We start from the raw sequence: 12368 nt of genomic DNA, 5'->3' as shown, positions 1-12368 counted from the left end.
GGTGCGCAAGGTGGTGCTGGGCACCTCCTACCTCGCCTCCACCTTCGAGGACCACTTCGGGGCGGGCCACGGCGTCCTCCACGGCGGTGACCAGCCGTTCCGTGCCCGCCTGGTCGAGGTCTTCGCGCGGTCGGGCGAGGATCGCGACGGCGCCGTCGCCGGGCACCACGTACCGGAAGCTGGGCTTCGGCTGGTTGTCCGACCCGAACACGATGTGGTCGACGAACTGGGGGTTGTGCAGCGTCGGCAGCCCCGCGGGCAGGCCGCGCACCAGCAGGGCGCCGTACCGGCCGTCGAACGCACCGACCGCCGACGCCACGGCCGCCTGCACCTCGGGCTCGGACAGTCCGCGCCCCCGCGCGTCCCGCTCGGCGTCTGCGGTGACGCGGTCCCGGTGCCCGACGAGAGAGGCGATGAAGGACTTCGTGGAGCGGGCGACCTGGTTCAGGATCGTGCCCGGCCCGTAGACCGCCGCGACGTCGGGCAGGCGCGCGAGCTCCCCCTCGAGCGCCACCAGCTTCGGCAGCTCGTCCGGGCCGAGCAGCCTGCGGGGCTGGTCGGTCTCGAGCAGCGCGACGATCGGGTCGCCGCCGAAGGAGCTCGCCACCTCGGAGAGGCCCTGCAGAGTGGGGTCCCCCGCGGGCAGGAAGGACTCGGGGCCGGTGTCGGAGCGGAGCCTGGCGAGCCCGATCACGGCGGCCGTGAGGCCGACGAGCAGCACCAGGGCCGCGGCGATGGTCCTGCGGGGTCCGGCGCGACGGGCGGCGGCGAGGGCGGAGCGCGGTGACGGGGGCATCAGCGGTTCCTCCGGGAGTCGGGTGTCACGTTCGGGCCTCAGACCAGGACCAGGAGGTAGGCACCGAAGCCGGCGAAGACGAGTCCGAGGACCGTCAGGGTGACCGCACCGCGCAGCAGCACGCCCTCCTGGCTCTGCCGCCCCCGTCGGGTCATCCCGCGCGGGACCAGGGACCGGGCGTTGCGTCCCGCCCACAGCCCGATGGCGAGCGTGACCAGTCCGGTCACGAGCAGGAACCACGGCATCGCTCGGTCCTTTCGCAGTGTGAGGGGGCGACCGGCACCCACCCGTCGACGGTGACGGGTGGGCACCGGGCTCCCCCGGGGCCGGCCCGACTAGCGCGGGCCGGGGCCGATGCGCGGGTACACGCCGGTGAACGGGCCGGGATCGGCCCCGAGGCCCGGAGCCGGGTACGGGTTCTCGTACACCTTGGCGTCCAGGTCGACCGGGCTCTGCAGCGTCTCCTCGTTGAGGAAGGCGCCGATCCGGGCGTAGTGCACCCCGACGCTGTCCCGATTGCCGACGACGGCGTTGAAGTTCGCGAAGAAGCCGGCGAGCTCGGGGCCGTAGGGGCGAGCGTAGGCCAGCACCGGGTTGAGCTCGGCCACCATGTCCCGCGCCGCGGGCACGATCCCGCCGACGTCGTCCCGCAGGGTGGGGACACGCTCCAGGGTGTCCGGAGCGCTGCCGAGCGTGCCGTCGAGACTCGGCAGCAGCCCCCGCAGGTCCGTCGTCGTGGCGGGCAGCTCGTTCAACGCCGCCGTGAGCATCGGCGCGGCCTCGTCGAGGTCCGACACCACCGGGTTGAGCGCCCCCGACAGGTCCGTCAACGCACCCGAGGCGGCGTCGGCGCTGTCGAGCACCCCGGGCAGGGTGCGCATCGTGTCCTCGAGCGCGGGCCGCTGTCCCGCGGTGGCGGCGGTCAGTCGGTTGGCCTCGGTCACCAGGGTCGCGATCCGACCCTGCCCGGTGTCGAGCGCCCGCAGCAGCGTCGTGGTGTCCTGCGCGAGGGCCTTGAGGTCCTCGCCCTGGGCCGCGACGGCGTCGAGGGCCGTGTGGCCCTCCCGGCCGAGCGAGCCCAGGCCCGCCAGCGTCGCGGAGACACCCTCCCGCGTGCCGACCGTGCTCTGGTCGAGCCCGCGGACCAGCGAGCCCGCCGCGGCGCGGGTGTCCTCGTCGAGACTCCGGTAGACGTCGTAGAGCTGGACGCCGAGCTCGACCGACTCCGGCGGCAGGTGTGTCTCGGCCGGGATCTCCGGACCGGCGCCGTCGGTGACCTCGAGGTAGTACTCGCCGATCAGCGACTTCTCGCTCACCCGGATGTTCAGGCCCTCGTGCAGGGGGTACACGCCCTGGGCGACGATCCCGAGGGTCACGACCGCGCCCTCCGGCGTCGACTCGATCGCGGTCACCTCGCCCACCTGCACGCCCGCGACCCGCACCTCACTCGCCGGGACCAGGTTGTCCACGTCCGGCACCGTGACCGAGAGCGTGTACTCGGTCTTGGGCTCGAAGCCGGGGACGTAGTACTCCGAGCCACTGATCAGGAACAGCGCCACCGTGATGCCGACGCCGAAGACGATGGCCAGGGTGACCATCCGCGCGCCGAAGCTCTTCAGGATCGACATGGTCAGGGTCCACCGATCTGGCCGAGGAGGCCGCCGTCGGCGCCCTCCTGGTTCGGGAGGTCGTCACCGGGAGGCGGCGGGGTCTTGCCCGGCACCGGTCCGGGCTCGAGGCCGTTCTGCGCACCGGGGTCGTTGCGGGGCTCGCCCCCGGGGAGGATCTGGTTGTCCGGCAGGGAGACCACCAGCTGGCCGCGGATGATGCCGCCCTGTCCGTCCCGGGTGCCGAACACCGACGAGGTGTTGTAGGTGAAGGCCCGGATCGGGGTGAGGTAGTCCTGCACGATGGCGATGTCCTCGGCGAGCGGGCTCGTGACCGGCAGGAGGTCGTCCAGTGCCGCGTCGACGTCGGTCACCAGCGGGTTCAGCTTCGCGACCACGGGGCGGGCCTTGCCCAGGAACGGACCCGCGCTGTCGACGACCTCGCCGAGGCGGGCCGAGGTCTGCCCCAGCCTGCCCAGTGCCGCGGGCAGCTCCTCGGACGCCGCGGACAGGTTGTCCAGGGTCGGGTCCAGCTGCTCGGTCAGCCGCTGGGTCCCGGTCAGCGCGTTGCGCAGCTCCCCGCTCAGGCCCGGCAGCTGCTCGAGCGTGCCCCGCAGCTCCGCGTCGCTCTCGGCGAGCACGCCGAGGGCGCTGTGGGTGGCGTCGGCCAGGGCGACGGTGCGCTCCTGGTCGGCGCCGACCGACTGCGCGACCTGCGACAGCGAGGTCACCAGTGTCGCGATCCGCTCGCGCCGGGTCTGCAGGGCCTCGGCCACCGGACGCAGCGCGACGACCGTGTCGTCGGTCGCGGTCAGCCCCTCCGGCAGCAGCTCGGGGGCCCGAGCCAGTGCCACGTCGGACTCGACGAACAGGTCCGACAGCGCCTGCCGGGTGCGCTCATCGAGGTGCCCGAGGACCTCGTCGGCCTGGATCGGCCGCGCGGTCCGACCCAGCGGGATCGTGCCGCCGGACTCCATCGGGCCCGCCGCCGGGGTCCCCGGGTTGATCTCGACGTACATCTCGTTGAGCACCGTCTCGGCACGCAGCACCGCGGTGGCGTCGCTGTAGATCGGCTCCCGGTAGTCCGCGGCGCGGATGTTCATGTCGACCACCGCGGTGCCGTCGGCGGTGGGCTCGGCGCCCTTGATCTCACCGACCGACACCCCCGCGATCGTCACGTAGTGCGAGGACCTCGGGTTGAGCGCAGGAACCTGCTCGAACTCGGCCCGCAGCGCGAACCCGTCCTGCCAGGGGTAGCTCTTGCCGAGGTAGGACTCGATGCCCACGACCGACCCCAGCGCCAGCGCCACCAGGACGCTGAGCACGGTGACGTCGCGGCCGAGGCCGGGCACCGAGCGGACCCGGGCCCAGGCCCGCTTGACCGAGGAGCTCATCGCTCGCCTCCCAGGAGTGGCTGGTCCAGCAGCGAGCTCCCGGAGCTCTCCTGCGGGTCGACCTGCGGGAGCACGTCGGGCACCGGCCCGGTCGCCCGCGGGCCCGTCGCGGAGTTCGGACCCTCCTGCGGTCCGGGCGGCTGCTGCAGCCCGACCTGCTCCAGGTACTGCTCGAGGCTCATCGGGAACGACGCCCCGCCGACGGTCTTCGCCCCGGCACCGGCCTGCAGCCTGCCGAGCGCGACCGAGCCGTCGTGGCTGTCGAACACCACGGACGCGTCCGCGATGAGGTAGCCGAGCTCCTTGTAGAGCGGGTTCTCCGATCCGCCGCCCTCCCAGACGCCCTCGCCGGCCCAGGACGAGTAGACGACGTCCTTGATCGGGCCGTTGAGCCGGTCCAGGACCGGGCCGCGGACGTCGTCGAGCAGGTCGGTCGCCTCGCCGGACACCGGCACCAGGTGCTCGACCACCGGCTGCGCGTCGTCGAGCACGGCCCGCAGGTCGTTCACGACCGGCCGGGCCCGCTCGATGACCGGGTTGAACTCCTCGAGGAAGGGTGCGAGCTCCTGGGCCGCGGGACGGAAGTCCTGCGAGGTGACCGTGAGCTTGTCCAGGGTGGGCCGGAGGTCCTCCAGGCCCGCCCTGGTCACCCGCAGCGTCTCCGCGCCGGTCGAGATGGACTCGGCGAGCGGGGTGCTGCCCGCGGCCAGCGCGGACGTCGACCGGTCGAGCGAGTCGAGGGTCGAGGCGAACTGGCCTTCGCGCCGGGTGAACGCGGACGCGGTGGACTCCAGGCCCTTCACCGCGAGGGTCAGGTCCGTGGCGGGCTGGGTGCCACGCAGGGCGGCGAAGACGTCGCCCGCAGGCTGCAGGGTGGCGGGCGCGTCGGCCGCGAGGCCCTTGAGCGCCTCGGTGCCGCCCCGGGCGAGTAGTGCATCGGTCTGGCCGACCGTGGTGCGCAGCCCCTCCTGGGCCTCCGGGGTGGACAACGGGGTCAGCACCTTGTCGAGCTCGACCGGCAGCGCGGTCCGCTCGAGCGGGATGCGCCCGTCGAACTCGCCGGTGCCGCCGGGCGCCAGGGACACGTAGTTGATGCCGCCGATGACCAGGGTCGGCCGGACCGACGCGGTCGGCTTGTCCCCCAGCTTCTCCCGCACGCCGTCGTCGACCTCCATCGACACGAGCGCGGTGCCGGCCTCGGTCTCCTCGACCTCGGTCACCTTCCCGACGACGACGCCCGCGATCTTGACGTTGCTGCGGTACACGCTGTCGGAGATCAGCTTGTAGTCGGCGGGGAACTCCGCCTCGACGGACTCGCCGAAGGTCAACAGCGTGTCGATCGAGTCCCGCTGGAACGCGGCGTAGCCGATGACCACGGTCACGACCAGCACGACTGCGCCCAGCGCGGTCGCGGACAACGGCTTGCGCTTGGCGCGGCCGCGGAGCCGGAGGGGTGTCATCGCCGGCCTCCCATCAGGTTCTCGAGCGGCACGATGGTGTCGGTGCCCTGGTTCAGGCACGGCACACCGGGCGGCAGGCCTTCCTTGAGCGTGTCGAAGCTGGCCTCGCCGGGCTTCGGGTAGTTGTTCTGGGCGACGTTGCAGGAGTCGACGAGCCCCGTGGTCACGCTGTCGGCGCCCACGTTCGCGTTGATGTAGGCGTAGCGGTTGCCGTCGGCGCCGCCCATCGAGACGAAGCTGGCCAGCCGAACGAACAGCTGTCCGATCTCGGGGCCGTAGGGCTGCAGGACCGACAGCGGCGTCTCCGCGTCGTCGAGGGCCTGGGCCACCCGGTCGGCGAGCGGCCGGGCGTCGGCGACGGTGTCGGTGAGGTCCTCCACCGCGGGCTCCGCGAGGTCGGCCACGCCGGGCACCCGGTCGAGGACCGGCGGGCTCTCGGTGAGCACGCCGCGCAGGTCATTCTCGGCCGCGGCGAGCGACGCCGCACCGGGCTCCAGCGTGGACACCGCGGACTGTGTGTGCCCCAGGGGCTCGTCCAGCGCGTCGAGCGCGGTCTGCAGGTGCGCGACCGTCGCCGGGGCCCGCTCCAGGCTCGCGTCGAGCGCCCCGCCCGAGTCCACCGACACGGCCTGCAGCGTCTCGTTCGTCTGCCGGAGCAGGGACGCGATCTCGGGGGCCCGCCCCTCGAAGCGGCCCGCCAGGTCGTCCGCGCTGCGCAGCAGCGCGGGCAGGTCCGCCTGGTCGGAGGTCAGCGCGTCGGACACCGTGCCGAGGTCGCCGAGCAGGTCCGGCGAGGTCCGGAAGAAGTCCGTGAGGTCACCGGCGTGGCCCACGGTCCCGGCGCCGACCTCCCCGAGCATCCGCTGGGCGGAGGCCCTGGTGTCGGGGTCGAGGGTGTCGAGGACCTGGTAGAGGTCCGCGGACGACTCGGTGCTGGTCCTCGACGTCTGTCCGATGACCTCGTCCTCGCCGAGCGGGCCCGCGGCGGGCGTGCCCGGCTGCAGCTCGACGAACTTCGTCCCCAGTGCCGACTGGTCCCAGATGACGGCGGACGCGTCGGAGAACGCCTGGTAGCCGCTGTCGTCGAGCTTCATCGTGACGACGGCCTCGCCGTCCTCGAACTCGATCGAGTCGACCGAGCCGATCCGCTTGCTGTTCTGCCGCACCAGGTCCCGGACCTGCAGCGAGTCGACGTTGTCGAAGGCGGCCTTGACGTAGCCGCGCGGGACGAACGGCACCCCCGCGAGCGAGTTGAACGCGAAGTAGAGCACGAACCCGACGAACACCAGCCCGCCGATCCCGACGACGAACGCGCGCTTGCGGTCCCTGATCTCGGGTTTCACCTTCGCCATGTCACCGGCCCCCGCCGAGCAACTGGTCGACCATGTTCTGCTCCTGGGTGGGGTTGAGCCCGGTGGCGCTGTCCTGCGCCGGAGAGGCGACCTCTCCGCTGGGCTGGGTGGGCTGCGGTTCCTCGGAGTCGCCGGGGCGGCCGGGCAGCGGCAGCCGTCCGGGGCCCTCCGGCGGCTTGACGTTCTCGAGCGGGTTGTCGGGGGCGCCCGGGATCGGTCCGAGCGCCACCTCCGAGGCCGGCTGCAGCGAGTACGGCGTGACGGCCTTGAAGTAGTGGCTGATCGCGTCGTAGTCGCTGGTCGCCATGGCCCACCCCTTCATGAACTCCATGAGGTCGACCAGGCGCAGGCTCAGGGCGGTCTCGGAGAGGGTGCGGGCGGAGGACGACACCGCTCGCAGGTCCGATCCCGCGGGCTGCAGGGTGTCGACGAGCGGGCCGAGCTCGTCGAGCAGGGCGTTGCCCTTGTCCAGCACCGGCGGCAGCGAGGCGAGCGCGGGGTCCGCCGCGTCCGCGAAGCGCTGCAGCTCGCGGCTGATGTCGGTCAGGTCGTCGGTGACCGGACGCAGGGAGCCGAGCGTCCGCGTCGCGGAGTCGGACACCCCGGCGACCTGGGCGAGCCGGTCCCGTGCGCTGCCGAGCGTCGTCGGCAGCTGGACCAGGGTGTCCCGGACGGCCTGACGGTTCTCCGCCACCACCGAGAGGGTCTGGGTGGTGGTGCCGACGAGCTGGTCGAGGCTCCTGCCCCGCTCGTCCGCTGCCGCCCCGACGACCGGCTCGACGCTGTCGACCAGGTCCGTCAGCAGCTCGTTCTGGTCACCGAGGAGCTCGGCCAGGCCCTGCGCCTGGTGCATGGCGGGGGCGAGGGCCTCGATGGCCGCCGCGACCTCGCGGTCGTTCGTCCCGACCCCCTCGCCGAGGGTGCTGACCAGGGAGGACAGTGCCGTGCCGGTGGGCGCGTCGACCGTGTTCAGCACGTCCTGCAGGTCCACCACCCGCCGGGTCCGGTCGGGACCGATGGCCATGGGTTCGCTCAGCGTCGGGGAGGAGGCGGTGCCGCGGTCCAGGCCGACGTACCGCTCACCGAGGAGGTCCTTGTCGATGATCGTCGCGGAGGCGTCCTCGTGGAGCGGCAGCACCTCCTCGTCGAGCAGCAGCACCACGTGGGCCTGCCCGTCCTCGACGGCCACCGACTCCACCGTCCCGACGTCCACGCCCGCCGACTTGACGAGGTTGCCCTCCTGCAGCGGGTTGGCGTCGGTGAAGACGGCGGTCAGGCGCACCTCGTCGGAGTCGTCGCCGGTCACGAGGACGACGCCGACCACGATGGCGGCGGCCACGGCCACGACGGCGAGCCGCCGCAGGCGTGACGTGACTGTGCTGGTCATCCGATCGGGCTCCCCGTCGCGTCATGGGCGCCGTCCCACGGCTGCCCGACCGCCGAGCCGGGCACCGGCTCGGACTCCTTCTCGATCGGCGGCGGGGTCACCAGGCTCTCGTTGTTCGCGAGCGGCCCGACGTTGCCGAGGATCGCCGCCCACAGGTGGCCCTGCGAGTCGTAGATCGAGAAGTTCATGCCCCAGTTGTAGAACCAGCCGACGAGCTCCGGCGTGTACGGCCGGAGGAACCCGACGGCGGGCTGGTAGGCCTCGAGCGTCTCGGTGGCCTGGGGGAACGTGCCGTGCACGGTGTCCAGCAGACCGGGTGTGCGACCGAGCAGCGCCTGCGCCGCCTCGAGCGTCGGGCGGAGCCTGCCGACCGCGGGCCGCAGGTCCTGCAGCACCGGGCTCAGGTTGCGCGCGGTCTCCGTCAGCTGCGCGGTGCCCGGCTGCAGGTCCTGCAGCAGCTCCGTCGCCGACGCACCGGCCTCGGGCACCTTCTTCAGTGTCCCGTCGGCGGTGTGCAGGGTGGAGGGCAGCTCCGCGAGGCTGTCGCTGAGGGCCTGCTGCTGGGCGGCGACCGTCGAGGAGAACGTGGTGAGCCCCTCGACGGTCCCGCGCACCGCCTCCTGCCGCTCCGTCGCCGTCTCGACCAGGTCGCGCAGCTGCGTGACGACCTGCTTGATCGCCTCGCCGTCTCGCCCGACCGCACCGAGCACCTCGCCGAGCGCGCCCACCGCCGGGCCCGCGCTGCGCAGGGTCGCGTTGAGGTCGTCCTGGCTGCCGTCCACTGTGGAGTCGAGCTGTGCGATCAGCGACGACAGCTCGACACGGGTCGGCTCGTCCAGGGCGGCGAGCACCTCGTCGACCTCGACCTGGCTGATCTCCGCCTCGAACATCGCCCCGTCCGGCATCTCCGGGTTCTCCGCGGGTCCGGGGTCGAGCGTCAGGAACCGCTCGCCGAGCGTCGAGCTCCACTCGATGTGCCCGGTCGTCCCGTCCCGCAGCGGGGCGTGGGTGTCGTCGAGACCGACGGTGACGACGGCCTTGCCGTTGCGCACCTCGATCCCGGTGACGTTGCCCGCCTCGAAGCCGTTGACGAGCACCGGCGAGCCGTAGACCAGCTGGGTCGCCGAGGTCATCACCAGCTTGACGGTGTAGTCGCCGCCCGGCCACCGCGACCAGACGAAGGCGGCGAGCAGCAGCACGACCAGGATCCAGCCGCCGACCTTGACCAGCCGCTTGCCCGGTGTCTTCACGTCGATCCCCCCGGCGGTCACTGCGCGATCGGTCCGCGCTCGAAGCCGGTGAAGAACAGCTGCGCGCCGATGACCCCGACGACGCCGGTGATGACCAGGGCGATGATCTCGGAGCGTGCCGTGTTCTGCCCGACACCCACCGAGCCACCCTTGGCGTTGTAGCCGTAGTAGCAGGCGGTGACGCCGATGAGGACCGAGATGACGAAGGCCTCGACCATCGACAGGATGATGTCCATCCTGGTCAGGAAGCTGAAGTGCACCCCGATGAAGCCACCGGGCGAGACGCTCTGGAACACGTGCACGTTCACCACGTAGTTGGTGATGTACATGATCCCGGTCGCGAGCACGAACAGGAACGGCGTGACGATCATCAGCGCCAGGATGCGGGTGCCGACCAGGTAGGCCTTGGAGTCGACCCCCATGACCTCGAGCGCGTCGATCTCGTCGTTGATCCGCATCGAGCCGAGCTCGGCGACGAGGCCGCAGCCGACCTTCGCGCCGAGGATCCAGCCCCACATCACCGCCTGCACCGTGTAGTCGGTGACGACCGAGAACAGCCCCACGTAGCTGGTGGCGCCGAGCTGGGAGAGGACGTAGTGCCCCTCCAGTGAGATCTCCGCCGCGATGAGCAGCTCCATGAAGATGATGATCGCCGCGCTGGAGGTGATCAGGATGCCGATCTGCCGCAGCACGTCGACCGGGTAGCGCAGCGCCATCGGCACCGCCAGCAGGGCCTTGGGCAGGAAGCGGCCGATCTCGCCCGCGTCCGCGAGCAGCGATCGGTCGCTGCTGTACCCGCCGAGGCCGCCTGCCCCGGCGCCCCTGCCGCTCGTCACCTTCTCCGCGGGCTCGGTGCCCGACGTGTCCTGGACCGTCACCGGAACCTCGCCCTTCATCGGTTGATCAGAACTTCGGGGAACATGCCCAGGAGGACCATGTTGCCGAGGAAGTCGAAGATCCAGGTGGCGGCGAAGCACAGCACGACCGCCTGGTTGACGGCCCTGCCGACGCCCTCCGCGCCGCCGCCGGCGTTGAGGCCCTTCTGGGCGCAGACCACGCCGATGAACAGGCCGATGACCGCCATCTTGATCACCGACCCCGCCATCTCCGGCGCGGTGAAGTTCGCCAACAGCAGGCCGAAGAAGGCACCGGGCGAGGTGTCACCGACCACGCTGGCGGAGATCAGCGCCATCAGCGTGCCGATCCCGATCGTCAGCAGGTTGAAGGCCGTGCACATCATGATGATCGAGATGACCCGCGGTAGGACCAGCGTGCGGACGATGTCGACCCCGAGCACCCGCAGCGCGTCGAGCTCCTCGCGCACCTTGCGGGCTCCCAGGTCGGCACACATCGCCGTACCCATCACACCGGCGACCGCCATGCCCGTCGTGAAGGGTGCGATCTCGCGGGCCATCGCGTAGGTGAAGAAGGTTCCCAGGCGGTTGCCGCCGCCCGCCAGCCGCAGGAAGTTGTACGCGAAGTTGCCGATGAGGAAGCCGAAGGTGCCGGCGCAGACGAAGGTCGGCAGCCAGCAGAACCGGTACATCGAGTACATCTCTTCGAACGTGTCGCGCCAGTACCCGACGGGGTTCTGCACGGCCGTCTTGATGACCGCGAACATCAGCGTGAACGTCTGGCCGATCGTCACGACCGGTGCCAGCAACGCGCTCGGCACAGCGCCCAGCACGCTCTTCCTGGGGGGCTGGGGGGCTGTCAGCACGGCCCCGCCGCTCACGGCCGGGCCTCGACGCGCTCGCGCACCCGGACGCCGCCGGGCCGCTCCGGCGCCATGCGCCGGTCGCTCGGAAGATCCCTCATGAACCTCAACTCGTTCTGCTCGGCGGGTCGTCCGACGACCGCGGGCTGGGGACGGCGGCTCGACGAGCCACCTCGGTGGGCCGTCGCGAAGCGGGGAGCTGCGCGGCCACCGGATGTCTTCGACTCAGAGCCGACGAGGTCGTTGCTCTGAACGTGTGACGGCAGTATGACGAGGCAGGCGGCGCCGGGCATCCCCTCCAGGAGGAGTCCTCCTCCTTCCTGCGAGGGGGACGGGACCTCTCCCGGGAGGGGACTCTCCGCGACCGGTCTCATCGGGTCGGCCCGGCGGTGGCGGGGGTGGCCCCGACGGGCATCTCGGGCAGCGTGTCGGGTTCGGCGGGCTCGTACTCGGCGGAGTAGCGCACGTCGGCCGCCGCGAGTCGGTCGACCAGGAAGTCCTGCCACCTCCGGCCCTTCTCCTCGGCCTGCAGCTGCGCGCGGAACGGCTCCTCGATCCGGTCCAGGACCGCGGGCCGGGCCGGCTCGATCCCGGTCACGATCCCGACGTTCCAGCCGAACCGGGTCTGCACCGGGCCGAAGACCTCCCCCAGGGGCACGGCGAAGGCCGCGTCGGCGAAGGACCTCTCGAGCTGGACCGCGGCGAGGGTGCCCAGCGCGCCACCGGCGTCGCGGGTAGCGCCGTCGGCGCTGCGCTCGCGGGCGACGTCGGCGAACGGCCTGCCCGCCCGCAGCTCGGAGACGACCGCGTCCGCGGCGGGGCGGTCCGCCACGACGATGGTGCTCAACGCCCGTCGCTCCGGCGTCGCGAGGGAGTCGCGGCGCTCCTCGAACGCCTCCGCCACCGCGGCGTCCGAGGGCGGCTGCACGTCGCGGACGACGTCGTCGAACAGCCGGGTCAGCGCGGCCTGCCTGCCGATCTCGCCGAGCACGTCCTCCTCGGTCGTGCCCGCGGCGGCGAGGGACGCGGCGAACGCGGCACGCGCCGCCTCGCCGCGACCGAAGTACTGCTCGATGTTGCGGTCGAGGACGTCGCGGGAGCTGCGCTCGGCTATCACGATGTCGCGGTCCGCCGCGGCCCGGTCGAGCACCCGGCCGAGCGCGGAGGTCTTGGCGGCGTCACGGCGGAACGCGTCCCGCGCGGCGGGGTCCTCCGGCGCGCGGAGCCCGTAGAGCACACCCAGGGTCTCCACCTCGCGGTCGACGTCCGCACCGGTGACATCGACTCCGTCGACCCGGTAGGCCACCCCGTCCGGCAGGCGGGAGGTCGCCCACCAGGTCGCGGCGCCCCCGGCCACGAGGATCACCCCCAGCACGACGGCGAGCACGAGCCGGCCCCGCCGGGA

Annotated in this window: 10 protein-coding genes and 1 pseudogene; all 11 read right to left on the bottom strand. The window is 72.3% G+C overall.

Features of this window, described 5'->3' with window-relative positions; genetic code table 11:
- Window positions 1–796: pseudogene (locus H5J29_RS07305) on the bottom strand (hypothetical protein); the annotation flags it as partial.
- A 38-nt stretch (window positions 797–834) separates the two neighbouring features.
- A complete protein-coding gene (locus tag H5J29_RS07300; protein ID WP_181780149.1) occupies window positions 835–1041 on the bottom strand; it encodes a hypothetical protein in 207 nt (68 codons plus the stop codon).
- Window positions 1042–1131: 90 nt separating this feature from the next.
- Window positions 1132–2424 carry an MlaD family protein gene (locus tag H5J29_RS07295; RefSeq protein WP_181780148.1) on the bottom strand — a complete coding sequence of 431 codons (1293 nt, stop codon included), beginning with the start codon at window positions 2422–2424 and terminating at the stop codon, window positions 1132–1134.
- Between the two features lie 2 nt (window positions 2425–2426).
- Window positions 2427–3797: an MlaD family protein gene (locus tag H5J29_RS07290; protein WP_181780147.1), complete on the bottom strand. Its 1371-nt coding sequence runs from the start codon at window positions 3795–3797 to the stop codon at window positions 2427–2429.
- Window positions 3794–5257: an MlaD family protein gene (locus H5J29_RS07285; RefSeq protein WP_181780146.1), complete on the bottom strand. Its 1464-nt coding sequence runs from the start codon at window positions 5255–5257 to the stop codon at window positions 3794–3796. Before H5J29_RS07285 ends, H5J29_RS07290 begins: the two co-directional genes overlap by 4 nt.
- A complete protein-coding gene (locus H5J29_RS07280) occupies window positions 5254–6609 on the bottom strand; it encodes an MlaD family protein (protein ID WP_181780145.1) in 1356 nt (451 codons plus the stop codon). The genes H5J29_RS07285 and H5J29_RS07280 overlap by 4 nt, the downstream gene beginning before the upstream one ends.
- 1 nt (window position 6610) lies before the next feature.
- Window positions 6611–7996 carry an MlaD family protein gene (locus H5J29_RS07275; protein ID WP_181780144.1) on the bottom strand — a complete coding sequence of 462 codons (1386 nt, stop codon included), beginning with the start codon at window positions 7994–7996 and terminating at the stop codon, window positions 6611–6613.
- Window positions 7993–9267, bottom strand: a complete 1275-nt coding sequence (locus tag H5J29_RS07270) for an MlaD family protein (RefSeq protein ID WP_312858106.1) — start codon at window positions 9265–9267, stop codon at window positions 7993–7995. Before H5J29_RS07270 ends, H5J29_RS07275 begins: the two co-directional genes overlap by 4 nt.
- Window positions 9264–10142, bottom strand: a complete 879-nt coding sequence (locus H5J29_RS07265) for an ABC transporter permease (protein WP_181780143.1) — start codon at window positions 10140–10142, stop codon at window positions 9264–9266. The genes H5J29_RS07270 and H5J29_RS07265 overlap by 4 nt, the downstream gene beginning before the upstream one ends.
- Window positions 10139–10933 carry an MlaE family ABC transporter permease gene (locus tag H5J29_RS07260; protein ID WP_220187091.1) on the bottom strand — a complete coding sequence of 265 codons (795 nt, stop codon included), beginning with the start codon at window positions 10931–10933 and terminating at the stop codon, window positions 10139–10141. The genes H5J29_RS07265 and H5J29_RS07260 overlap by 4 nt, the downstream gene beginning before the upstream one ends.
- Before the next feature lie 400 nt (window positions 10934–11333).
- Window positions 11334–12368, bottom strand: a 1035-nt coding sequence (locus H5J29_RS07255) for a peptidylprolyl isomerase (protein WP_181780142.1), incomplete at its 5' end; no start/stop codon positions are given.

The organism is Pseudonocardia pini (assembly GCF_013870575.1).
GTDB lineage: Bacteria > Actinomycetota > Actinomycetes > Mycobacteriales > Pseudonocardiaceae > Pseudonocardia > Pseudonocardia pini.
The sequence above is the reverse complement of the archived record's forward strand: the minus strand, read 5'-3'. Positions and strand labels throughout refer to the sequence as shown.

Coding starts and splice junctions, on each gene's coding strand:
- H5J29_RS07300 (WP_181780149.1), bottom strand. CDS start 1,041: ATGCCGTGGTTCCTGCTCGTGACCGGACTGGTCACGCTCGCCATCGGG.
- H5J29_RS07295 (WP_181780148.1), bottom strand. CDS start 2,424: ATGTCGATCCTGAAGAGCTTCGGCGCGCGGATGGTCACCCTGGCCATC.
- H5J29_RS07290 (WP_181780147.1), bottom strand. CDS start 3,797: ATGAGCTCCTCGGTCAAGCGGGCCTGGGCCCGGGTCCGCTCGGTGCCC.
- H5J29_RS07285 (WP_181780146.1), bottom strand. CDS start 5,257: ATGACACCCCTCCGGCTCCGCGGCCGCGCCAAGCGCAAGCCGTTGTCC.
- H5J29_RS07280 (WP_181780145.1), bottom strand. CDS start 6,609: ATGGCGAAGGTGAAACCCGAGATCAGGGACCGCAAGCGCGCGTTCGTC.
- H5J29_RS07275 (WP_181780144.1), bottom strand. CDS start 7,996: ATGACCAGCACAGTCACGTCACGCCTGCGGCGGCTCGCCGTCGTGGCC.
- H5J29_RS07265 (WP_181780143.1), bottom strand. CDS start 10,142: ATGAAGGGCGAGGTTCCGGTGACGGTCCAGGACACGTCGGGCACCGAG.